Source organism: Bradyrhizobium sp. CIAT3101 (assembly GCF_029714945.1).
Lineage (GTDB): Bacteria > Pseudomonadota > Alphaproteobacteria > Rhizobiales > Xanthobacteraceae > Bradyrhizobium.
Genome location: NZ_CP121634.1, coordinates 1,532,319 through 1,553,422, shown reverse-complemented (window position 1 = coordinate 1,553,422; position 21,104 = coordinate 1,532,319). Strand labels below are relative to the sequence as shown.

The following is a 21,104-nucleotide window of genomic DNA, read 5'->3' as shown; positions in this document are numbered from 1 at the left end:
AGCCCAACCACGCGAGGACAAGCAGCCGGTCGGGTAGTTACTCGCGCCAGAGCTCCATCAGCTCTTCGGCGGTGACGAGATCTACCTGCCCGTGAAAGCGGGTGCGGTACATCGTCATCAGCGCATCATGCCCGACGTCGGATGAGCTGCACAACGCGTCTTCCACGATGACAACCCTGAAGCCAATATCAACGGCGCTCAACACCGTCGACAGCACGCAAACATCCGTCTCCGCGCCGGTGACGATGACGGTGCCTACGCCCTTTTCGATGAGCAGGCTAGCCAGGGCCGGATTGCTGAACGCGGAATAGGCCGGCTTGTCGATGATGCGGACCGGCGGAACGTAGCGCGCCAGCGCGGGCACAAGGTCGAGAGCGAACGGCGGGAGTTGGTCGCGCGTGGCCTGGTGCCAGTGCCGGAAATAGCTTTCCCATTGCCCCGGGCGATCCTCCGGCGCCTGCGGCGTGATAAAGCGCGTAAAGACTGTTCTCGTCTGATAGCGCGACACGATCGACGCGATCATGGGCAAGACCCGCTCCATCCAGGGAGTTTCCCAGAGGCCGCCTGGCGCAAAGATATTTTGCATGTCGATGCAAAGGTGCACGGCGTCCCGGATTTCGGCGACCTCCGACTTGCTGCTCATGATCGCATCCGATGTTCGTCCAGCGCCCGCGCGAGATACGGCGCCGTGCGGCTCGATTTGTGCCGCGCGATCTCCGCTGGCGGTCCCGCTGCAACGACCTGCCCGCCCTCGTCGCCGGCGCCCGGTCCGATGTCGATCACCCAATCGCTCGCGGCGACGACGCTCATGTCGTGCTCCACGACGATCACGGTGCTCCCCGCCTCCACCAATCCGTCCAACTGGACGATGAGTTTTTCGACATCCGAGGGATGCAGACCCGTGGTCGGCTCATCGAGGACATAGATGCTGCCAGCGCGCTGGGCGCGCTGCAGCTCGGTGGCAAGCTTGACGCGCTGCGCCTCGCCGCCGGACAGCTCCGTCGCGGGCTGACCAAGGCGGATATATCCAAGCCCGACCTGCCGGATTACATCGAGCGACCGCGCAATATGCGCGTCGTCGACGAAAAACGCATGGGCCTCATCGACGGTCATTCCGAGAATGTCGGCGATCGACTTGCCGTTGAGCTTGATCTGCAGCGTCTCCCTGTTGTAGCGGGCACCATGGCATTCCGGGCATGGCGCATAGACGCTCGGCAGGAACAACAGCTCGACGCAAACGAAACCTTCTCCCTGGCAATTCGGGCAGCGGCCCTTCGGCAGGTTGAAAGAGAACCGCCCGGCATCGAAGCGGCGCCGGCGCGCCTCTTTCGTCTGCGCGAACAGCTTTCGCACGTCGTCGAACAGACCGGTATAGGTCGCCAGATTGGAGCGAGGCGTCCGTCCGATCGGCTTCTGGTCTACGACAACCAACCGCTTCAGGCGGTCAAGCCCTTCGGTGATCTTCCCGCTCGAGGTCTCGACTGGCGCGCGTTCCAGCACGTCTTCGCCGTCATCCTCGGTTGCATGAGATTGTCCAAAATGCCGGCTCAGCGCCTCGACGAGGAACTGGCTGACAAGGCTGGACTTGCCCGAACCGGATACGCCGGTGACCGTTGTCAGCACGCCCAGCCGGAATGCGATGTCGATGCCCCTGAGATTGTTGCGCGTGACACCGCTCAGCCTGAGCCATCCCTGCGGCGAGCGCTGCTTGTGCTGCGGCGGAACGGCCTGGCCGAACAGGTATTTTGCGGTGCGCGATCCCGCGACGGACTCCAACCCGTCGATAGGGCCGCTGTAAAGGATCTCGCCGCCACGCCTGCCGGCGTCCGGCCCGACGTCGACGATCCAATCGGCATGACGCACGACATCCAGCTCATGCTCGACGACGAAGAGTGAGTTTCCGGCCGCCTTCAGCCGGTCGAGCGCGCGGAGCAGCGCCTCGGTGTCGGAGGGATGGAGACCGGCAGACGGCTCGTCGAGCACATAGACCACGCCGAACAGATTGGAGCGCACCTGCGTCGCCAGGCGCAAACGCTGAAGCTCGCCCGGAGACAAAGTCGGCGTGCTCCGCTCCATCGTGAGATAGCCGAGGCCGAGATCCAGCAGCACGCCAAGCCGTGCGCTGAGGTCCTGCGCGATCCGTTGAACAACGATTGCCTTTTCCGGGTGAGCATCCTGTCGGCCAACCTTGCCCTCGCAATAAGGCCGCATCAGCGCCGCCAACTGCTTCAACGGAACGCGTGCCATGTCGGCGATATCCATGCCGGCAAACTTGACCGACAGCGCCTCGGGCTTCAGCCGCTTGCCATGGCAGGCCGAGCACTCGGTGCTCAGCATGTATTGCGAGACGCGCTTCTTCATCATCGCGCTGGTCGTGTTGGCGAACGTCTCCATGACGTAGCGCCGGGCGCCGGTAAAAGTGCCCTGGTAGCTCGGCTCTTCCTTGCGCCGCAGTGCCCGCTGGACCTCCCTAAGATCGTAGCCGGCATAGACCGGGACCGTAGGCCGCTCGTCCGTGAACAAGATCCAGTTGCGGTCCTTTTTGGGAAGCTCGCGCCAGGGCGTGTCGACGTCGTAGCCGAGCGTCGTGAGAATATCTCGCAGGTTCTGGCCGTGCCATGCCGTCGGCCACGCCGCGACGGCGCGCTCGCGGATGGTGAGGGTGTCGTCGGGGACCATCGAGCGCTCGGTCACGTCATAGACACGGCCGAGGCCATGGCACTTCGGGCAGGCGCCTTCCGCCGAATTAGGCGAGAACGACTCCGCGTACAGCATTGGTTGCGACTTCGGATAATCGCCGGCGCGCGAATAGAGCATCCGAAACAGGTTCGACAGCGTCGTGACGCTGCCCACGCTGGATCGCGTGGTCGGTGATCCCCGTTGCTGCTGAAGCGCCACCGCCGGCGGCAGCCCTTCGACCTCGTCGACCTCAGGCACGGCCATTTGGTGGAACAGGCGCCGGGCGTAGGGCGACACGGATTCCAGATATCGCCGCTGCGCCTCCGCATACAGCGTTCCGAATGCGAGCGATGATTTTCCCGAGCCCGAGACGCCGGTGAACACCACCAGCGCATCGCGCGGAATATCCACGTCCACGTTCTTCAGATTGTGCTCGCGCGCACCGCGCACCCTGACAAATCCGCCAGCCGATTTCCCCGCGCCCTGCTCCACCTTGTAAACCTTGTCGTCCATCATTCGCTGCCTATGCCGTTAGGACAGATAACGGGCCCCAAACCGCAATGATCCTCCGCACTGCCGCTTGGAACCATTGCCGGGCGCGCAGGTTCGTTCCAACGATCGCCGGATAAGAGGCGCATTTTGCTGTTCCCGTGCCGGATCGACAGGGCTACAAACGTCCCCGCATGCAGATCGCTGGATGGGTCGTGGCGCTCATTGCCTGGACGCGACGCCACCACCGCCGCGGCGGCGCGGCATGACTGGACATTCGTACGTCCTCATACAGATAGGCCAACCTCACGACTCCTCAGCTCGATGTGTGTCGTGGTCGGGTCAAGCGAGGAATTCCGAGAGCCGCCACCGAAGCATAGTCGCGGGGGACTCAGGCAAGCGGGAAACATGCGGTGCGCCGCTGCGCTTCGCGGTTAGCGGTGCGCCGGCTGCTGTCCGATCTTCGGCGGCTCGAGCCATACTTCCTTCAGGCGATCGCCCGTGGCGACGACGACTATAAAGTTGAGTTTGCCATCCTGCTTCATCAATCCGCCGGCGAGAGCGCTGCCCGCCGAGGCCCTTTCTGCGACCTGCACCGCGTCCGACAGCTTCTGCCTGATCCACTTCAGGGCGATGATATTGGAGAGATCTTCCCGATCGAGCTCCTTGAGTGAAGATGCGATTTCGCCATCCGACACGCTCCCGGCGTTCGCGTCTATCACGTTCTCGTAGACGCGCTCATTCCTGACCGTGCGAACGCGGTAGACCGGCGGACCGGATATTTCGAAGCTGACGTCAGCCGTCTTCGAGCCTTCGTGCAGACGCTCGGCGATCGCCATTGCCTGACTCAACGGCACACGAACGGTATGGAATTGTTCGAGCACGCGACGCGTCGCTTCATCAAGATCGCGCTCCGCGGCAGAGTTTTGCTGCTCCGCGTCGGCAGAATCCTTGGTAATGCCCGCCATCGCGGCCGTCCCGGTCAGGGCGACGGAACAAAACAAGAGGGCGAGCAACTGCATCTTTGGCACGGCAAATCCTATCGTTCGTTCAAACATGATCGGTGACTTAGTTCGGTGCCGAGGCGTATCGGCAAGGACGGCGCTCACGACACGCCGAAATTCCGTGACCAACGCTGGTTTCGAGAGCCGGATGTCGAGCCAGCCGCTGCTTTGTGGTCCGCGCTTGAATGGGCCTTCGACCTCGTGCCGCGACGTCGCCAGGGCCGTCGGTTTCGCTCTTGTGGTCCTGAACGTCGGAAGGTAACTGTGCCAGGCTTTCGCGAAGGCGCGGATCGGACGACGGCGCCGGGCTCGCGATTTCGGCTTCGGGCGCTTGCGCCCGATCATTCGCAATGTCGTCCTCGGCGCGCGTCGTGCGTAATCCAAATCCGCCGGTATCCATGACCACCGCGTCTGGGACTTTCATCTCTGTGTAGATGCGGATCGGCGGCAGCGTGGAATGCGAGTCAGTGACTCGGCTCGGAAGAGGTGCAGGCAGCGCCCAATCGGCTGCAAGAAGCAGCAGCATCAACGCGCTTCCGACCCACAGAAAATAGGCCCGCAGGGGAAGCTCGGGTTCGTCAAGGATGCCAGAGCGTCTCATCAGCACAGACTTCCTGCTCATGGAAACTGACTCTCAGGCATTGGATTGATATCCCATGTCAGATGCCCCAAAGGCGCGGATGTTGGCGCACGAGCTCGGTGTTGAAATAGCCGCGCTCGTCGACCCATTCGGCCGGACAATAGGTCATCGCTTTGGGGTCGAGCGCGTGTCCGTCCCGCTTCAGGGCCTTTCGCGTACCTGTGAGGCCGGCCCACATTGAACGGCCGGTCGCGGGATCCGTTTGGATGACGTCGAACACTTCGATGACGTTGAGCATTTCAGCACTCCGATCAGGATGGACGGGCGGCGCGAACGAGCGGCAGCGGAGGCCCGCGCCGGGCGGCATATTGCACCGATAGGGAATCGCGGTCGGCAAGCGCATGCAGACAGGCCATCGCCGAGATGGTGATAGCCAGCAGAAGACCGATGCTCACGAGCGACAAGGCCACCATCAGGTTGAAAGATGCGGCCGCGATCCCGGGCAAGGGATTTTCCCTTGCGAGCACCCACAACAAGCTTGACATCGTTCGGCTCCTAAATAAACTACACCGTATATTTCGTATACAGCGCAGATCGCGAAACGTGTCAAGAGCGAAGACTCACAAGCGCGTGTTCGTGCTGGTCGGCGCGAGAATTCGGCAGGCCGCGGTTTCGCGGTCGGATGCCTCAACTGGAGAAAGGATCGTATATGTTTAAGAAGCGAGCAGTGCTCGTGGGTGCGACGCTGGTTTCGATGGCCGGCGCGGCTTTCGCGCAGGAGAACCGCGGCACGGCGGAGCAAAGGGCCGCATGCGCGCCCGACGCGTTTCGCCTGTGCGCCAGCTACATCCCCGACCCCACCGACGTGGAAGCCTGTCTCAGGCAAAACAAGGCGGGGCTGAGCGAAGCCTGCGGAGCAGTCTTCGACGCCGCGGCGGCCGCGGCTCCTGTCGGAACGACGGGATCGCGTCGGTATCGTGGCGCAAAAAATGAGGAATGATCGCATGAATACGATCTATTTTCCCGCTTTCGCCGCGTTCGGAGGTTCGGCGTTCGGGGCGATTTCCACGATCGTGACGGGGTGGATGACCCGCCGTCGCAGGCTCCGCGAGCGCCATCATGCCCACGCGGTCACCAAACGCGAAAAGCTCTATCGCGGTTTCATGGAGGAAGCGTCGCGGCTTTACGCGGACGCGTTGACCAGCGACAAATCCGAGATTCCAGCGTTGGTGAACTTGTATGCGCTGATCGGGCGCATGCGGATACTATCCGACGATGAGGTGGTTCATGCAGCGGAGCGCGCAGGCCGGCTGATCATCGAGACGTACGTCGCACCGAACACGTCATTCGTCGATTTGCCGGGATTCATGGAGGAAATGGATCCGCTGCGTGAATTCGGAGAGGCTTGCCGGCGCGAGATGCAGGCAATTCCGTCTCGTTGAGGTCGATCATGAACCAGGCCCAGAGGTCATTGCGTGACGGATCGTCCCAACCTCGCGAAGAAATCGTGCAGACCGCCATCCGGCTGTACCGCGCCGTCGGCTATCGGAAGACGACGGTTGCGGACATCGCCCGCGGCGCCTCGATGTCCCCCGCAAATCTGTATCGATTCTTTCCTTCCCGCCAGGCGGTCGAAGAGTGCGTGGTGGCCGGACTGCTCGACGAGGTGTTTGTGGAAGCAGAAGCCGCCGCTCGCAGCCGCATCTCGAGCCGGGAGCGCTTGGAGGCCGCGTTTGGGGCTATCTTCCAGCATCATCAACTCAGGCGAGCGCACGATCCGAGGCTCCACGAACTGGTCGTTGCCGCAGGACAAGCGAATTGGCGGGTCACCCTGTCCCACGCCGACAAGCTCGGCCATCTCGTGCGGTCGATCATCGCGGCCGGGCAGGCGAGCGGCGAATTCCGGACAGGCAGCCCGATGGCACTCGCCAGATGCATGCTCGACGCGATGGATGCTTATTTGGATCCGTCGCGCCTCGAACTGGCGGCTGGCCGGCCGGCCTTCGATGAGATGATGAACTTCTGTGTAGGCGCGCTCCAAACCGGCGCGCCGGCGCAAGTCGCCGGCCTACCGTCGCCATCCCCCGCGACATGCCTGGCCTAGCGCGCCTAGCGGAGTGCAGCTCACGGGGTCCAATCCGCCTCGCACGCCGCAAGAAAAAAGCCGACGCGTTCCCGCACGAAAGAGGGCAACTCCCGTCGAAGGTCTTTGGGCGTCTCTCCCACCAGCGAACGGAAGAGCATCGGAAGTAGGATCAAGTCCAGGAAGATCTGAGCGGTGGCAACGCTTCGCTTCCCGCTGAAAGGGCCTTTTGGCGCGCGTGCAAGTTTTTGCGTCGTCTGGTTCAGAAGCTGAGATATCGCGCCGACGGAGCGGTCCCGAGCGGCGTCATGGACGTTGCGGCTCAACTCGGGGAAGCGCTGCGCTTCCGCGATCGTGGCGCGAACCATCCCCAACGATTCTTCGATGACCTTCTCCACGATCGCGGTGCCGAGGCTCATGAGCTTGTCCTCCAGGGTGCGGCCCTCGGGTTCGAAACCTTCGAAATCCGTCAGCCCGCTGATTGTGCGGGCGACCACCGCTGCGAACAACGCCTCCTTGCCGGGGAAATGCGCATAGATCGTCGGCTTGCTCGCAGGGGCCAGCTCGGAGATGTCGTCGATGCTGGCGCTGCGGTAGCCCTTCTCGAGAAAGAGCTGCTGGGCCGCATCGAGGATCCGGGACGGGGCGTCGCCGGCGAGCTCCTTGGTCGGTCGGCCCCGTTTTGGAGCGTTCTTCTTCGTCATCGTCCGGTCTCCCAATCACGAGTCTGTGCGCACGCAGATCGCACTTGACATACGCGGCGGTAAAAGGCAACTAAAAGAAAATATACGGTATAGTTTATTTAACCACGCAGCACCGCCCGACGCTGTGAGGGGTTCGGATCATCGGGGCCGCTGAAAATCTGCCCGCTACTTTCGATCTACGTCAGGAGAACCGTCTTGAGCTCACGGAAGCGTCGTCCCCAAGAGGGCGTCCTGTTGCGCGAATGGCAGCACAGGATCGCAGATGGCGTCGCCTCGGCGATCGATCTTGTCTCCGCTGCGATCATCAGGGCTGAAGGTGCTGAAGCAAAGGCCGCCTTGAGCGATGTGGTCTCCTTGCTGCTCGGACATGCCGAGGTGCATCGAATGCTCGCGAGGGCCGACGGCGAAGCCCTTCTCGATGCTGCGGCGTACGTCCATCAACTGGGCTGCGCGCTGCGACAGTCCCGATTGGACATGATGAAGATCCGGCTGACGCTCGACACCGAGCGTGTACCACTTCAGGCTGAGCGGTGCTGGAGGCTCGGCCTGATCGTCCATGACCTGATCGCGATGGCAGCCAAACACGCGTGTTTCGATGCGCGTGCCGGTGAGATCAAGGTTCGGTTGAGCCGCCGTGGGGCGCTGGTGAATTGCGTCGTGCTGGACAATGGCTCACGCTCGGTCCGATCCGATGCTCGAAGATGGCTCCGGATCGACAACGATGTCGCCAGAAGCCTCGGGGGCCGCGTCGAGCAGGGGATCGGCAGCGAGTTCACGTCCGTTGTCCTCTCGTTTCCACTGACCGAGCGCGAGCAGCAGGCAAATCAAGGGATGGCGACGCGCCGCATGAGGCTCGCGCGGCGCCTGAAGGCGAAGACCGCCAATGTCACGCCCCTCCGACCATCTCCCGCGGCCACGCTTCCTGTCGCAGCCGAGCCGATTCCGTCGGTCGGACTCAACGAGGAAGCGTCTTCCTTCCGCAAACCGGGAGATGCCCTGGGCCAACTGTTCTCACCCTCTCAACATATGGCGGCGCAATGATATCTCTCTGTCCGGACCTCGTCCAAGCAAGGCGCCTGATGAATCCTCTCTGCGGCCTGGCGCTCGCGATTGGGGCAGCCGCGCTTGGCGGCTGCGACAATCGTGCGGCCGCTCCGGCGGCGCGAGCCGCGTTCGTACGCACGGAGATCGTGCAGCCGAAGGAGCGGCAGGCCTCGATCACTTTGACCGGCGAGGTCCAGCCTCGTTTCCGCGCCGATCTCTCATTTCGCGTCAGTGGACGCGTGATCGCGCGCTACGTCGACGTCGGGTCTCACGTCAGGTCCGGCGAAGTGCTGGCGCTTCTCGACTCCGCCGAGCAGGAGGCCGATGTCGACGCAGCGACCGCCGCTGTCCTGGCCGCGGAGGCCCAGTTGCGCGTGGCGAAGGCGACTTTCGACCGGCAGACGGCGCTGATCGCGAGTGGCTTCACCACGCGGACGGCCTACGATCAGGCGCAGGAAGGATTGCGGACTGCGGAAGGCGCACTTGAAGCGGCACGAGCGTTGCTCGGGACGTCGAAAGACGCCCTCGGTTACACGGCCCTGCGAGCCGAAGCAGACGGCGTCGTCACCGGGCGCAACTTGGAGACCGGCCAGGTCGTGCAGGCCGCGCAACCGGTCCTTTCGCTGGCGCAAGATGGGGAGCGGGACGCGGTCTTCGACGTCTATGAGTCGATTTTTCTGAGGAATGCCGACAGCAGCGAAGTCTCGCTGGCGCTCGTCGCGGATTCAGGCGTGACCGCGAGCGGTCACGTCCGGGAGGTCTCGCCGGCCGTCGACGCCAAGAGTTCGACCATTCGGGTCAAAGTTGCGGTCCAGGATCCGCCCGGCATGATGACGCTCGGAAGCGTCGTCGCCGGAACGGTCAAAGTGAAGGCCGAGCGGCAGATCGCACTGCCGTGGAGCGCGCTGATGGCGGCCGGCACTAAGCCCGCGGTCTGGACCGTCGATCCGGCGACGAGCGTCGCCTCGCTGAAGCCAGTGACGGTCGGTGGGTATGAGTCCGGGGAGGTGTTGATCAAGGCAGGTCTCCAGCCGGGCGAGCGTGTCGTGGTCGACGGCGGCAAGCTCTTGAGCGTCGGCCAACCCGTGACTTACGAAGGAGACCGCTCATGATCAGCCGCGGAATTATTGCGGCGGGCCCGCTCGCATGCGCGCTCGCGCTGGTCGGATGTCAGCAGGAAGCAAAGGCTCCGGAGCCCGTGCGGCCTGTCCAATCGGTGCTCCTCGAAGCTGGCCGCGCCGACGATGTGGTTGCGGTCGGCGTGATCGAGCCGCGCTACAAGACCGATCTCGGGTTCCGCTTGCTGGGGCGCCTGACGACGCGTCCTTTCTATGTCGGCGATCTCGTAAAAGAGGGACAGACGGTCGGCATCATCGACTCGACGGCCCTTGAACTCGCCGTACGCTCGGCCAAAGGGCAGCTCGCCAAGGCAGAGGCGCAACTCGCGACGGTCAGAGCGACCGAGGAACGGCAGCGAACGCTCATCACGACCGACGCCACCACGAAACAGACGCTGGATAATGCCGAGCAGGCCCGCGCCGGCGCGGAAGCCACGGTGGCGCACGAGCAGGCGAATCTGACAAAGGCGATCGAGCAGCTCGGCTATTCGCAAATCAAGGCCGACTTCGCCGGCGTGGTAACCGCGGTCGGGGCCGAAGTCGGACAGGTGGTGTCTCCGGGCCAAAGCGTGGTGACCATCGCAAGGCCCGATGTCCGCGAGGCTGTTGTCGATATCGGCGAAGATTTTCCGGTGCCGCTGCAAGTCGGCCTGCCGTTCACGGTCAGCTTGCAGCTTCTGCCGGCAGTGCAAGTGGAAGGCAGCATTCGCGAGATCGCCCCCCAGGCGGATCCGGCGACGCGCTTGCGCCGGGTCCGGATTGCGCTGAGCAATCCGCCCGACAATTTCCGCCTTGGTGCGACAGTCACGGCAAAGCTCGACAAGCCACAGGGCGCAATCCTGCGCCTGCCGGCCACCGCAGTCCTCGCCAAAGACGGCGCGAACTTCGTCTGGACGGTCGATCGGACCACCAGCGCTGTGTCGTTGCAAAGGATCGATGTCGTCACCGACCAGGCCGGCGCGCGTATCGGCGGCGGCCTTGCTCCTGGCGCGCGTGTCGTTACCGCCGGTATCCACAGCCTCAAGCCAGGACAGCAGGTCCGCATCGAACAGGATGACAAGCCATGAAGTTCAACCTCTCCGACTGGGCGCTCGGCCATCGCTCGCTCGTCTGGTATTTCATGATCGCCTTCATGGCGGCGGGCCTTTTTGCTTATCTTCAGCTTGGCCGGCAGGAAGATCCGGACTTCACCATCAAGACCATGGTGATCCAGGCCCAGTGGCCGGGCGCCTCGCCCGAAGAGATGACGCGCCAGGTCACTGACCGGATCGAGAAGAAGCTCGAGGAGCTGGAATCGCTCGACTACACCAAGAGCGTGACGGTCGCTGGCCAGACCACGGTGTTCGTCTATCTGCGCGACAGCACCAAGGCTGCCGACGTCAAGCCGACCTGGATCCGTGTCCGCAACATGATCGCGGATATCAAAGGCGACTTCCCACAAGGAGTGATAGGACCGGGCTTCAACGACCGGTTCGGCGACGTGTTCGGCAATATCTATGCCTTCACCAGCGACGGTCTGAGCCAGCGTCAACTGCGCGATGAAGTCGAGGACATCCGGGCCAAAGTCCTCACCGTCCCCGATGTCGGCAAGGTCGACATCTTGGGTGCGCAGGACGAGGTGATCTATCTCGAATTCTCTACCCGCAAGATCGCGGCCCTCGGCCTCGACGTCCACTCGATCATGACTTCGTTGCAGGGACAGAACGCGGTCGCGCCGTCCGGCGTGTTTCAGGAGGGACCCGAGCGGATCAGCGTACGGGTGAACGGCCAGTTTTTGTCGGAGGCAAGCCTGAAGGCGGTCAACCTGCGTATCAACGATCGCTTCTTTCCTCTGACCGACGTCGCGACAATTACGCGCGGCTATGTCGACCCGCCGCAGACGCTGTTCCGGTACAATGGACAGCCCGCCATCGCGCTCGCAATCGGCATGAAGTCCGGCGCAAATCTGCTGCACTTCGGCGAGGCGCTAAAGGAGGAAATGACCCGGATTATCACCGACTTGCCGATCGGTGTCGGCGTTCACCTCGTCGCCGATCAGCCCATCATCGTCGAGCATGCCGTGTCGGGCTTCACCGAGGCGCTGTTCGAGGCCGTGATCATCGTCCTGGGCATCAGCTTTCTCAGCTTGGGTACACGCGCCGGTCTCGTCGTCGCGGTCGCGATCCCGCTGGTTCTCGCCATCACCTTCGTCGTGATGGCCTATGCCGGCATTTCGCTTCAACGGATTTCGCTCGGCGCCCTGATCATCGCGCTCGGACTGCTGGTCGACGACGCCATGATTGCCGTCGAGATGATGGTGGCGCGGCTCGAGATGGGCGATCCCCTGGAGAAGGCGGCAACGCACGTCTATACGTCGACCGCGTTCCCGATGCTGACGGGCACGCTGGTGACCGTCGCCGGCTTCATTCCGATCGGGCTCAACAGCAGCAACGCCGGCGAGTTCACCTTCACGCTGTTCGTGGTGATCGCCGTCTCCCTGATCGTCTCTTGGATCGTGGCGGTGCTGTTCACGCCATTGCTGGGCGTCGCCATTCTGCCCGCCGAAATCAAGGGCCATCATGAGCAGAAGGGACGCGTCGCGCGATTATTCGCGCGCCTGCTGCTCCTCTGCATGAAACACCGTTGGACGACGATCAGCGTCACCGTTGCAGCGTTTCTGCTCGCCTTGTTCGGCATGAATTTCGTGCAGCAGCAGTTCTTCCCGTCGTCGGACCGCGCCGAGCTGGTGATCGACTGGAACCTGCCGCAGAACGCGTCGATCGCGGACTCCAATGCGCAAATGGCGCGCTTCGAGCGAGAACAGCTCCAGGGCAACGGCTCGGTCGATCACTGGTCCAGCTATGTCGGCACGGGGTCGCCGCGCTTCGTCCTGTCCTTCGACCTGCAGACCGCCAACGCCTGGTTCGGCCAGATGGTGGTCGTGACCAAGGGGGGCATCAAGTCGCGCGACAAGGTCAAGGCGCAGTTCGAGGACTACCTTAGGAAGACGTTTCCCGGGACCGACACCTACGTCAAGCTGCTCGAGGTCGGTCCTCCGGTGGGGCGTCCCGTGCAGTATCGCTTGAGCGGACCCGACATCGCCAAGGTGCGGGACCTCTCGCAGAAACTGGCCGGCATCGTGCGGGGCAACCCCGATCTCGGCAATGTCGTATTCGACTGGATGGAGCCGGCCCGCGTCGTCAAGGTCGACGTCCTCCAGGACAAGGCGCGCCAGCTCGGCGTGACCTCGGAGGACATCGCCACGACCTTGAACTCCGTTCTCGATGGCTCGCCGATCACCCAGGTGCGCGACAGCATCTACCTCGTCAATGTCACGGGACGTGCGACCGCGCCGGAACGTGCGTCCATCGACACGCTGCGCGATCTGCAATTGACGGGGCTCGGCGGTCAATCCGTGCCGCTCGGGGCCGTGGCCAATCTGCGCTACGAACTCGAGCAGCCTACGATCTGGCGGCGCGCGCGGATTCCGACGATCACGCTGAAAGCCAGCGTCATCGGCAACGTCCAGCCGAAGACGATAGTGGACCAGCTCGCGCGGAAGGTGGCTGAGTTCGGCAAATCGCTGCCGGCGGGCTATTCGGTGACGATCGGCGGCTCGGTCGAGGAGAGCGCCAAGAGCCAGGCGCCGATCGTGGCCGTCGTGCCGATCATGCTCTTTGTCATGGCAACGATCCTGATGATCCAGTTGCAGAGCTTCCATCGCTTGTTTCTCGTCTTCGCGGTCGCGCCGCTCGCCATCATCGGCGTGGTGATGGCGCTGCTGCCAAGCGGAGCGCCGCTCGGCTTCGTCGCCATCCTCGGCGTGCTCGCCTTGATCGGCATCCTGGTGCGCAACTCTGTGATCCTGATCGTCCAGATCGAGGACCTTAGGAAGGAGGGTCGGCCGGCCTGGGACGCGGTGGTTGAAGCGACCGAGCATCGCATGCGGCCGATCCTGTTGACCGCGGCCGCCGCGAGTCTCGCGCTGATCCCGATCGCGCGCGAGATCTTCTGGGGCCCGATGGCCTACGCGATGATGGGCGGCATCATCGTCGGCACGCTGCTGACGCTACTGTTCCTGCCGGCGCTGTATGTAGCCTGGTTCCGCATCCATCCCGATCACGGCGATTCAACATCGACGCACGAGCCCGCCGTCGCACCTGTCGTGCCGGAGTTCGACGCCTCAGGGCCCGAGCGGATTTCCGCGCCCGTACCCGAACCTCATTTCTGAGAGGAGAAAAGACCATGTCCCGCAAAATCCCGCCGATGCTGTCAGTCGCTGCGACCCTCGCGACCTTGGCGTTGTCAACACAAGCAGCCTTCGCGCAGTTTCCCCCGCCGCCCCCGATGGCCGGGCCTCCGCCGATTGCAGCCGGCGGGCCGCCTCCGCTGGCTGCCGGAGGTCCTCCGGTCTTCGCGGCTCGTCCCCCGGTAGCACCTGGTGGTGCGCTCCGTGCCGGCGCCGGTAGCCCGGCGCCTCGTTTCGGCGCCGGATCCGCACCGCACGGCGCTCTCGCAGGGGCCGGCCGGGGCGGACCGGCCGCGGCAAACGCCACTCGCGCCACATCGCTCACCTACAGCCGCTTTGGCGGCTACGGCCGTTACGGTGAATCGCGGTACGGATATCGCGCGGCGTATGCGGCGAGCGCTTACGCCGGAGCCGCTGCGGGTTATGCCTATGGGCGCGGCTACTCTTCCGATGGCGATTGCTACTACACCTACACGCGGCACCGGCGAGTTCTGGTCTGCGACTGACGATCACGCTCGTGCGTCCTTTACGATGCGTCAGCAACCGAGCTGATTGGGCGCAATCGACGACCCCGACGGGCGAACGGGGGAAATCACTTGAGCACGCGCATGTGAACGTCACCATCTTGATCATTTAATACACTATACGTTATAGTTTATTAAATGCGGACCGGACGGCGCTGGCTTGAGCAAACGGAAATCAAGGGCAAAGCATCATGAACTTCCAGCCTCGAACAAACCTCGCTGCCGTCGACCGGCGTCTGCCGTTCGATTGCATCGCTCTGCTCCTGCAGGGTGGCGGCGCTTTGGGGGCTTACCAGGGAGGCGTCTACGAGGCCCTGGCGGAAGCCGGCATCCATCCGGATTGGATCGCCGGCATTTCGATCGGGGCGATCAACGCTGCGATCATCGCCGGCAATCCGCCGGATTCGAGGGTCGACCGGCTTCGCGAATTTTGGACGCAGGTGACGCTGGATGCGCCGTTCACCGATTTGATGAACAGCGATCACACCCGCAATTTCCTCAACCAGGTGAACGCGAGCTTCGCGGCGGTGTTTGGCGCAACCGGATTCTTTTCCGCGCGGCCGTTCGCGCCGTGGCTACAGGCGGGTGGAACGCTTGCCGCCACGAGCATCTACGACACCAGCGCGTTGAAGGCCACACTGGAGCGCCTCGTCGATTTCGATCGCATCAACGCGGGCATGACGAGATTCAGCGCAGGTGCCGTCAACGTGAGGACCGGCAATCTGGTCTATTTCGACACTGCCACTCATACAATTCGGCCAGAGCACATTCTGGCCAGTGGAGCGCTGCCGCCGGGCTTCCCGGCGGTGGAGATCGACGGCGAACACTATTGGGATGGTGGCCTCGTATCGAACACCCCGTTGCAGTGGGTGATCGAGTGTGGCGCGCGTCAGGACACGCTCGTTTTTCAGGTCGACCTCTGGAGCGCGCGCGGCCAAATTCCGCGCAATATGGCGGACGTCGTCACGCGTCAGAAAGAGATCCAATACTCCAGCCGCACGCGGGCGAGCACGGACCAGTTCAAGAGCCTGCATCGGTTGCAGCGGGATCTGGCGGATCTTTTGGCCCGCCTGCCTGACGAAATGCTCGAGCACGAGGACGTCAGGCGACTCAGGACGGCTGCCTCTCACAACGTGCACAACCTCGTCCACTTGATCTATCGCGCGCGGGACTACGAAGGCCACTCCAAGGATTATGAATTTTCTCGCCTCTCGATGCAGGACCATTGGCGCGCCGGCTATCACGATGCATTGCGCACCCTTCGCCATCCCGAAGTGCTGGCCCGTCCGACCAGTGCGGACGGCGTCGCTACGTTCGATCTCGAGCATGATGGGCGCGAATAGGCCCCCCTGCCTTTCCCACCGACAGGAGAATTGAATGAACGAGAATGAAGTCGTGAGACAGGCATTCGCGATGCCGCTCACCAATCCGGCCTACCCGCCGGGACCATATCGCTTCGTCAACCGTGAATATCTGATCATCAGCTATCGCACCGACCCTGCGAAGCTGCGATCGGTCGTGCCGGCTCCGCTTGAATTCGATGAATGCGAAGCGCTGGTCAAATACGAATTCATCCGCATGCCGGACTCCAACGGCTTCGGCGACTACACCGAGAGCGGCCAGGTCATCCCGGTGACGTTCCGGGGCCGTAGAGGCGGCTACACCCACTCCATGTTCCTCAACGATGAGGGACCGATCGTGGGCGGCCGGGAGCTCTGGGGATTTCCCAAGAAGCTCGGCCAGCCGACGTTGCGGACCGAGGTCGATACACTCATCGGCACCCTCGATTACGGGCCGCTGCGGGTCGCAACCGGTACGATGGGATATAAGCACCGCGAAGCCGACCTGGCGCAAGTCAAGGCCGCTCTCGATGAACCCAACTTCCTCCTCAAGATCATCCCGCACGTCGACGGCAGTCCGCGCATTTGCGAGCTGGTCGAATATCGCCTCGAGCAAGTTGCCTTGAAAGGGGCGTGGACCGGGCCCGCGGCTCTCTCCTTGACGCCTCACGCGCTCGCTCCCGTGGCGGATCTGCCCGTCCTCGAGATCGCTTCCGCAGTTCACATCCGCGCAGACCTTACCTTGGGGTTGGGCAAGGTCGTGCACGACTATCTGCAGCAGCCGATCCGCCGTCCTCTCCGAAGCTACGAGAGAGCCCTGGTCACCTGATAGGCGACTGCGATCGGCGGCGCGAGTCCAGGAAGACCGCGGCATCGGCCGGAAGACCCTCATAGATCAACAAGGAAAGGCCAAATGAGTATCCTGAAAGGCAAGGTCGCAGTCGTGACCGGCTCCACCAGCGGCATCGGTCTCGCGTATGCGCGTGCTTTCGCCGGCGCCGGGGCCGACGTCGTGCTCAACGGAATCGGAGCGCCGGACGAGGTCGAGAAGGAGCGAGCTGCGATCGAGAGCGAATTCGGAGTGAAGGCAGTCTATTCGCCCGCGGACATGGCCAAGCCGGACGAAATCCCCGAGCTCGTCGCTCTTGCGGAGAACGCATTCGGCAGCGTGGATATCCTCGTGAACAATGCCGGCGTCCAGCATGTCGCCCCTATCGAGGAGTTTCCGGCCGACAAGTGGGATGCGATCATCGGGATCAACCTGTCGTCCGCCTTCCACGCGATCCGTGCAGCAGTGCCTGGCATGAAGAGGCGCGGCTGGGGTCGGATCATCACCACGGCCTCGGCGCATTCCGTGGCCGCTTCCCCCTTCAAGTCGGCCTACGTCGCTGCGAAGCACGGCATCGTGGGACTCACCAAGACGGTGGCGCTGGAGCTCGCCCGTTCCAAGATCACCTGTAATTGCATCAGCCCTGGCTACGTCTGGACGCCGCTGGTGGAGAAGCAAATCCCGAACACGATGAACGCACGCAACATGAGAAGAGATCAGGTGATCAGCGAAGTCCTGCTCGCGGCTCAGCCTACGAAGGAATTCGTCACGGTCGAGCAGGTGGCTTCGTTGGCGCTGTTTCTGTGCAGCCAGGACGCTGCTCAGATCACTGGTGCCAACCTTTCCATCGACGGCGGTTGGACTGCCGCATAGAGCCCGCGGAAACGCGACGTGGCTTCTTGAGACGGGCGATCTGAGAAGATGATCGACGAACAACCGGGATAGACCAAGACGATACGGCCACGCCCATCACTTCAACAGGAGAAAACAGTGAACAAACGACTGATAGCGACCGTCATCGGCTGTGCCTGCCTTACGTTGGCGACGGCCGCCGAGGCCCGAACCTCTTACGACGGTTCCTGGGACCTTCTCTTCGTTACGCAGCGCGGAAGCTGCGATTCAACCTACAACTTTTCGGTGAACATCAACGACGGGATCGTGACGCATCCCAATCTGGTGAAGTTTACGGGGCACGTCGGACGATCGGGCGCGGTTCATGCGTCGGTAACCGTCCATGACAAATACGCGTCGGGCTCGGGGAAGCTGACGGGAGACGCCGGTCGCGGGAGCTGGAGCGGTCATGCGGCCGGCGGGCGCTGCTCCGGATATTGGACCGCGCAACGGACCGGCTAAGGAGCAGCGGCTCGGGGCAACCGGCGAGACCCGTCGCAGTGGCGGGAGCGCCACGGATCACGATACCAGCGCCAGTCCGGGTCGAGCCGCCATGACCATGGTTGGCACGACAACGTCATGTTTGCCGCCGCACGCTTAAGAGCGCGCGGCGGCCATGATGTCAGCGCAAAAGCATGATCAGGATGATCAGCGGAATCGGAATTCCGACGAGCCAAAGCAGAATGGGCATGGTTCTATCTCCTCAGTTTCTTGCCGAAGATGATTGAGTGGTTGCGCAGCGCTTCCCTCCCCATGTCCCGTCCCGAAGTCCGCCGCCTTCCATGGCGGCGAGGGTCGCGGAAAATGCACCAATGAACAGCGACGGCGTTAGCCAGATGGCCGTTTGCATCGCGGCCTTGCGAGCGGCATCGAGGTCGGCCTTGGCTTAGGTCACGACGTCGTTCACGCGCTTCTCGGCATCGGCCTGGCTGAGGCCGGTGCGCGCGGCCACGACTTTGGCGATGTAGGTTTTGTCGTTCGCGTTCACATCGCCTCCGGCACGGAAGTCGGTGGTCAGCAGACGCACCATTTCTGGCCGCGGATAGGATTGCCCTTGTGCCTGTGCGGACGGATCGTTGGGGCGAAGCAGCGTGTCGACGTATCCCGCCATCGCTCGCCCACCTCCCTAAAGATTTCGAGTCTGAGCCGGGTTCGACTCCGGCCGGCGGTTATGAAGACAAGAACCGCAACACTGTGCGTGCTGCAGAGCGCTCGCAATTTTATTTTTTGCGAACGCCTCCCGTCCATCATCTTGTCGGTATTCCTGTCGGTATCTGAGGCAACCGACGACTAAAAGTATCGCAAATTCAATTTGTTATGCGACTAGTTGATTATCGGCCAGGGGCACCAAGAATAAAACATCAATAATATCAATTACTTAATGGACTAGTTCGATTCCTGCTTTCAGGAAAGTTCTTCTTGGCGCATTGAAAATGCACGCAAAAGTCCGCGGCAGCCATCCGTTTTGTCGGTATTTTTGTCGGTATCGCAAATCCAAACCTTCGGAACGAATTTCGTTATTGCCGAACGAACGAATTGAGCAGGCGGGCCGCAAGAACGATGGCGCGAACACCAAACCGAAATCCCGTGCGGTGAGCTGGAATCGAACGGCCGATTACAACCGGAATCGAATCAAGTTCTGAAGCCGCGAACCAGTGACTCGGCTCGTTTGCGCGGGACTAAATCTGTCCTGATTTGAGTTGAACTAACCGTTGCCCTCCGAAGGCAAAGGTCACACGTTCGAATCGTGTCGGGTGCGCCAATTTTGCTTTGTTTCGCAGTGTGATGTGCGCTCTTGGACTGAAACTTCAGTTCGGCCTCATTCGAGCGAGTAAGCGATACGACAAAGATTCGGGACTGAGTATCGATAGCTTGTTTCGATGTTCGTCTCGCTCACCGCGTTAAACGGCTCCATAGCGTTCGATGGCTTTCGTAGGGGTGGTATTGGATGCCGCGTGCGGAAGTCGGCATGAGCGTTCGCACCATGTCGGTCTAGAAGTTTTTCGCGGCGTCACTACCCTAAAAGTTTGATTCATCAGAATTATTCCTCGATTGCTCCGCCGATCAATCTCAGGTGCTCTCGGAAGCCGAAAGTTGGATCCTCCATACGATGCGCGAGATACTGCGCAAAAGCAGCTTGATGCCTGAAGCTACGTCCTGCGCGCATTTCGCGGGCCTGCCGGTGCTCCGTTGACCTGATTGCTTCCGCGGCTTGGACCACGTCCACAAGCCGCTCGCGCGGCAGAAAAATCGCCCCGTCTGCATCACACACGACTACGTCGTCAGGACCGACCACCCATTCGCCTACGCGCGCTGAGAGAAGAGCGTCGGGAGCACGCTTGTCGAGCCGTTGAGGCCCCGTCGGCAATGAACCGAGCGAGAAAAAAGGCAATCCAATCTCGCGAAGCTCCGGCGTGTCACGGTGCAGTCCCCAGATGGCGATGCCCGCTAGACCGGCGTTAGACACTTCGAGCGTGACCAGGTCGCCAACGCACGCTTCGTCGATGCGACCACCATTGTCGACCACAAGGACGTCGCCGGGCTCCGCCACTTCCAGAGCCTCCAGGAATACGTCCACGCTGCCGCAGTGGCGCGCCGGCCGCACCCGGCCGACACATCGCATGTCAGGCGCGATCGGCCGCAGTGCCGCCGGTGCGCATCGCACTGCGACGCTCGTCCTCAGACAAGCATCTGCCAAGTGTGGGGTACTCAAATCTTTGAGACGCTCAATGAGTTCGTCAGTCATGATGCCTGCCTCAGGTCGCGTACCTTGGTGTTGAACTTGTTGGTCATGGCGACCGAATATCGGTATCCGCGCAGCACTCGCATCGGAGCGAGGAGGTCGAGATCTTCCGTGGGAGATGCTCCGAAAGCGAGCGTCGCCGCGCCTGCCCAAACCTGCGAGATCTGGAAGTTCTCTCCGTGAAGCCGGGTCAGTTCGTCGACCGCCGGCCGGTCATGCTCGCCTTCGTACAGAGAAGCGAAGTGCCGGCGTGCGATGATCGGCTTGCTTCCGAAGACCGGCGCCTCGGGCTCGGCCTCTGTCTCTATCGCGACGGTTCCCTCCGCCAATCTGCGCCCGTGCAGAGCGAGAGTCCCCCCGAACCGTCCCGACGGCCCCAGACTGGGCGCAGCGGGCGACGTAAGCGGAAACGCTCGCGTCGTGTGCACGACGCCGAATTTCTTCGGATATCCGAGGAGCCATCCACGCACCATCGAGAGATCCGAATCGACGTAGATGTACGGACAGTGAAAGACCGCTTGATCACCTAGCCGAGCTCCTACGAAGACGAGACATTCGTTGTACTGCGATCGGCTGGGATCGAGAAACTCTTCGCCTTCGTCCGTGGATGCCTGCCACGCCGCGAACGACGCCGTGCACAACACGGCTCCGTCGCGCGCATCGGGTGCCAGACCGGGCGGGAGAATTTCAGCGACCCGGGCTTCGGGCGCCTCGAACGCGACGGTCAGGAAATCAGCCGCGTAGTGCCACGGGGGAAAAGGCGCTACGGCGGCGCGGCCCCTCGGAGCGAACGGCGGCGTAAATGAGGATCGGATCTGCATTCGTTACTCCTTCGTGATGTGCGGGCT

General features: G+C 62.5%; 22 protein-coding genes. 12 read left to right on the top strand and 10 right to left on the bottom strand.

Features of this window, described 5'->3' with window-relative positions; genetic code table 11:
• Nucleotides 1-37: 37 nt before the first annotated feature.
• The 6 genes from QA645_RS07105 to QA645_RS07080 form a co-directional block, all read right to left on the bottom strand.
• Nucleotides 38-646, bottom strand: coding sequence for a cysteine hydrolase (locus QA645_RS07105; RefSeq protein ID WP_283053115.1), 609 nt, complete (start codon nucleotides 644-646; stop codon nucleotides 38-40).
• A complete protein-coding gene (gene uvrA, locus QA645_RS07100; RefSeq protein WP_283049180.1) occupies nucleotides 640-3,192 on the bottom strand; it encodes an excinuclease ABC subunit UvrA in 2,553 nt (850 codons plus the stop codon). Before uvrA ends, QA645_RS07105 begins: the two co-directional genes overlap by 7 nt.
• Before the next feature lie 410 nt (nucleotides 3,193-3,602).
• Nucleotides 3,603-4,190 (bottom strand): PepSY domain-containing protein, encoded by a 588-nt coding sequence (locus QA645_RS07095; protein WP_283053113.1) that lies wholly within the window; start codon nucleotides 4,188-4,190, stop codon nucleotides 3,603-3,605.
• A 46-nt stretch (nucleotides 4,191-4,236) separates the two neighbouring features.
• On the bottom strand, nucleotides 4,237-4,794 hold the full coding sequence (locus QA645_RS07090) for a hypothetical protein (protein ID WP_283049178.1): 558 nt from the start codon (nucleotides 4,792-4,794) through the stop codon (nucleotides 4,237-4,239).
• Between the two features lie 37 nt (nucleotides 4,795-4,831).
• Complete coding sequence (locus QA645_RS07085) at nucleotides 4,832-5,050, bottom strand: hypothetical protein (protein WP_283049176.1); 219 nt, start codon at nucleotides 5,048-5,050, stop codon at nucleotides 4,832-4,834.
• A gap of 13 nt (nucleotides 5,051-5,063) precedes the next feature.
• Entirely contained in the window at nucleotides 5,064-5,297 is a 234-nt protein-coding gene (locus QA645_RS07080) for a hypothetical protein (protein WP_283049175.1), read from the bottom strand.
• Nucleotides 5,298-5,461: 164 nt separating this feature from the next.
• Between QA645_RS07080 and QA645_RS07075 the strand changes: the two genes are divergently transcribed.
• The 3 genes from QA645_RS07075 to QA645_RS07065 are packed head-to-tail and all read left to right on the top strand — an operon-like array spanning nucleotide 5,462 to nucleotide 6,856.
• Nucleotides 5,462-5,752, top strand: a complete 291-nt coding sequence (locus QA645_RS07075) for a hypothetical protein (RefSeq protein WP_283049173.1) — start codon at nucleotides 5,462-5,464, stop codon at nucleotides 5,750-5,752.
• 4 nt (nucleotides 5,753-5,756) lie between these two features.
• The gene (locus QA645_RS07070; protein WP_283049171.1) at nucleotides 5,757-6,194 is read left to right on the top strand and encodes a hypothetical protein; all 438 of its coding nucleotides are present in this window, start codon (nucleotides 5,757-5,759) and stop codon (nucleotides 6,192-6,194) included.
• 8 nt (nucleotides 6,195-6,202) lie between these two features.
• Nucleotides 6,203-6,856, top strand: a complete 654-nt coding sequence (locus QA645_RS07065; RefSeq protein WP_283049169.1) for a TetR family transcriptional regulator — start codon at nucleotides 6,203-6,205, stop codon at nucleotides 6,854-6,856.
• 20 nt (nucleotides 6,857-6,876) lie between these two features.
• On the opposite strand, the gene QA645_RS07060 is transcribed toward QA645_RS07065, so the two are convergent.
• Nucleotides 6,877-7,539 (bottom strand): TetR/AcrR family transcriptional regulator, encoded by a 663-nt coding sequence (locus QA645_RS07060; RefSeq protein WP_283049168.1) that lies wholly within the window; start codon nucleotides 7,537-7,539, stop codon nucleotides 6,877-6,879.
• Between the two features lie 195 nt (nucleotides 7,540-7,734).
• On the opposite strand from QA645_RS07060, the gene QA645_RS07055 reads away from it, so the two are divergent.
• The 9 genes from QA645_RS07055 (at nucleotide 7,735) to QA645_RS07015 (ending at nucleotide 17,975) form a co-directional block, all read left to right on the top strand.
• Complete coding sequence (locus QA645_RS07055) at nucleotides 7,735-8,580, top strand: sensor histidine kinase (protein WP_283049166.1); 846 nt, start codon at nucleotides 7,735-7,737, stop codon at nucleotides 8,578-8,580.
• A gap of 38 nt (nucleotides 8,581-8,618) precedes the next feature.
• Nucleotides 8,619-9,695: an efflux RND transporter periplasmic adaptor subunit gene (locus QA645_RS07050; RefSeq protein ID WP_283049164.1), complete on the top strand. Its 1,077-nt coding sequence runs from the start codon at nucleotides 8,619-8,621 to the stop codon at nucleotides 9,693-9,695.
• Nucleotides 9,692-10,768 (top strand): efflux RND transporter periplasmic adaptor subunit, encoded by a 1,077-nt coding sequence (locus QA645_RS07045; RefSeq protein WP_283049163.1) that lies wholly within the window; start codon nucleotides 9,692-9,694, stop codon nucleotides 10,766-10,768. The genes QA645_RS07050 and QA645_RS07045 overlap by 4 nt, the downstream gene beginning before the upstream one ends.
• Nucleotides 10,765-13,911, top strand: a complete 3,147-nt coding sequence (locus QA645_RS07040) for an efflux RND transporter permease subunit (RefSeq protein ID WP_283049162.1) — start codon at nucleotides 10,765-10,767, stop codon at nucleotides 13,909-13,911. The genes QA645_RS07045 and QA645_RS07040 overlap by 4 nt, the downstream gene beginning before the upstream one ends.
• A 14-nt stretch (nucleotides 13,912-13,925) precedes the next feature.
• The gene (locus QA645_RS07035) at nucleotides 13,926-14,435 is read left to right on the top strand and encodes a hypothetical protein (protein ID WP_283049161.1); all 510 of its coding nucleotides are present in this window, start codon (nucleotides 13,926-13,928) and stop codon (nucleotides 14,433-14,435) included.
• Nucleotides 14,436-14,644: 209 nt separating this feature from the next.
• Entirely contained in the window at nucleotides 14,645-15,796 is a 1,152-nt protein-coding gene (locus tag QA645_RS07030; protein ID WP_283049159.1) for a DUF3734 domain-containing protein, read from the top strand.
• A gap of 34 nt (nucleotides 15,797-15,830) precedes the next feature.
• Nucleotides 15,831-16,622 (top strand): acetoacetate decarboxylase, encoded by a 792-nt coding sequence (locus QA645_RS07025; RefSeq protein ID WP_283049157.1) that lies wholly within the window; start codon nucleotides 15,831-15,833, stop codon nucleotides 16,620-16,622.
• Nucleotides 16,623-16,706: 84 nt separating this feature from the next.
• A complete protein-coding gene (locus tag QA645_RS07020) occupies nucleotides 16,707-17,495 on the top strand; it encodes a 3-hydroxybutyrate dehydrogenase (protein ID WP_283049156.1) in 789 nt (262 codons plus the stop codon).
• 117 nt (nucleotides 17,496-17,612) lie between these two features.
• Nucleotides 17,613-17,975: a hypothetical protein gene (locus tag QA645_RS07015; RefSeq protein WP_283049154.1), complete on the top strand. Its 363-nt coding sequence runs from the start codon at nucleotides 17,613-17,615 to the stop codon at nucleotides 17,973-17,975.
• Between the two features lie 424 nt (nucleotides 17,976-18,399).
• Here QA645_RS07015 and QA645_RS07010 read toward each other — a convergent pair whose 3' ends face one another.
• The 3 genes from QA645_RS07010 to QA645_RS07000 form a co-directional block, all read right to left on the bottom strand.
• On the bottom strand, nucleotides 18,400-18,624 hold the full coding sequence (locus QA645_RS07010; RefSeq protein ID WP_283049151.1) for a hypothetical protein: 225 nt from the start codon (nucleotides 18,622-18,624) through the stop codon (nucleotides 18,400-18,402).
• 930 nt (nucleotides 18,625-19,554) lie between these two features.
• Complete coding sequence (locus tag QA645_RS07005) at nucleotides 19,555-20,259, bottom strand: hypothetical protein (protein ID WP_283049149.1); 705 nt, start codon at nucleotides 20,257-20,259, stop codon at nucleotides 19,555-19,557.
• On the bottom strand, nucleotides 20,256-21,077 hold the full coding sequence (locus QA645_RS07000) for an acetoacetate decarboxylase family protein (protein WP_283049147.1): 822 nt from the start codon (nucleotides 21,075-21,077) through the stop codon (nucleotides 20,256-20,258). Before QA645_RS07000 ends, QA645_RS07005 begins: the two co-directional genes overlap by 4 nt.
• Between the last annotated feature and the right edge of the window lie 27 nt (nucleotides 21,078-21,104).

Excerpts from the sequence above, each read along its gene's own strand:
- QA645_RS07080 (WP_283049175.1), bottom strand. The coding sequence starts at position 5,297 with ATGTCAAGCTTGTTGTGGGTGCTCGCAAGGGAAAATCCCTTGCCCGGG.
- QA645_RS07070 (WP_283049171.1), top strand. The coding sequence starts at position 5,757 with ATGAATACGATCTATTTTCCCGCTTTCGCCGCGTTCGGAGGTTCGGCG.
- QA645_RS07095 (WP_283053113.1), bottom strand. The coding sequence starts at position 4,190 with ATGCAGTTGCTCGCCCTCTTGTTTTGTTCCGTCGCCCTGACCGGGACG.
- uvrA (WP_283049180.1), bottom strand. The coding sequence starts at position 3,192 with ATGGACGACAAGGTTTACAAGGTGGAGCAGGGCGCGGGGAAATCGGCT.
- QA645_RS07065 (WP_283049169.1), top strand. The coding sequence starts at position 6,203 with ATGAACCAGGCCCAGAGGTCATTGCGTGACGGATCGTCCCAACCTCGC.
- QA645_RS07040 (WP_283049162.1), top strand. The coding sequence starts at position 10,765 with ATGAAGTTCAACCTCTCCGACTGGGCGCTCGGCCATCGCTCGCTCGTC.
- QA645_RS07085 (WP_283049176.1), bottom strand. The coding sequence starts at position 5,050 with ATGCTCAACGTCATCGAAGTGTTCGACGTCATCCAAACGGATCCCGCG.
- QA645_RS07060 (WP_283049168.1), bottom strand. The coding sequence starts at position 7,539 with ATGACGAAGAAGAACGCTCCAAAACGGGGCCGACCGACCAAGGAGCTC.
- QA645_RS07075 (WP_283049173.1), top strand. The coding sequence starts at position 5,462 with ATGTTTAAGAAGCGAGCAGTGCTCGTGGGTGCGACGCTGGTTTCGATG.
- QA645_RS07020 (WP_283049156.1), top strand. The coding sequence starts at position 16,707 with ATGAGTATCCTGAAAGGCAAGGTCGCAGTCGTGACCGGCTCCACCAGC.
- QA645_RS07035 (WP_283049161.1), top strand. The coding sequence starts at position 13,926 with ATGTCCCGCAAAATCCCGCCGATGCTGTCAGTCGCTGCGACCCTCGCG.
- QA645_RS07090 (WP_283049178.1), bottom strand. The coding sequence starts at position 4,794 with ATGAGCAGGAAGTCTGTGCTGATGAGACGCTCTGGCATCCTTGACGAA.
- QA645_RS07025 (WP_283049157.1), top strand. The coding sequence starts at position 15,831 with ATGAACGAGAATGAAGTCGTGAGACAGGCATTCGCGATGCCGCTCACC.
- QA645_RS07050 (WP_283049164.1), top strand. The coding sequence starts at position 8,619 with ATGAATCCTCTCTGCGGCCTGGCGCTCGCGATTGGGGCAGCCGCGCTT.
- QA645_RS07005 (WP_283049149.1), bottom strand. The coding sequence starts at position 20,259 with ATGACTGACGAACTCATTGAGCGTCTCAAAGATTTGAGTACCCCACAC.
- QA645_RS07030 (WP_283049159.1), top strand. The coding sequence starts at position 14,645 with ATGAACTTCCAGCCTCGAACAAACCTCGCTGCCGTCGACCGGCGTCTG.
- QA645_RS07000 (WP_283049147.1), bottom strand. The coding sequence starts at position 21,077 with ATGCAGATCCGATCCTCATTTACGCCGCCGTTCGCTCCGAGGGGCCGC.
- QA645_RS07010 (WP_283049151.1), bottom strand. The coding sequence starts at position 18,624 with ATGGCGGGATACGTCGACACGCTGCTTCGCCCCAACGATCCGTCCGCA.
- QA645_RS07045 (WP_283049163.1), top strand. The coding sequence starts at position 9,692 with ATGATCAGCCGCGGAATTATTGCGGCGGGCCCGCTCGCATGCGCGCTC.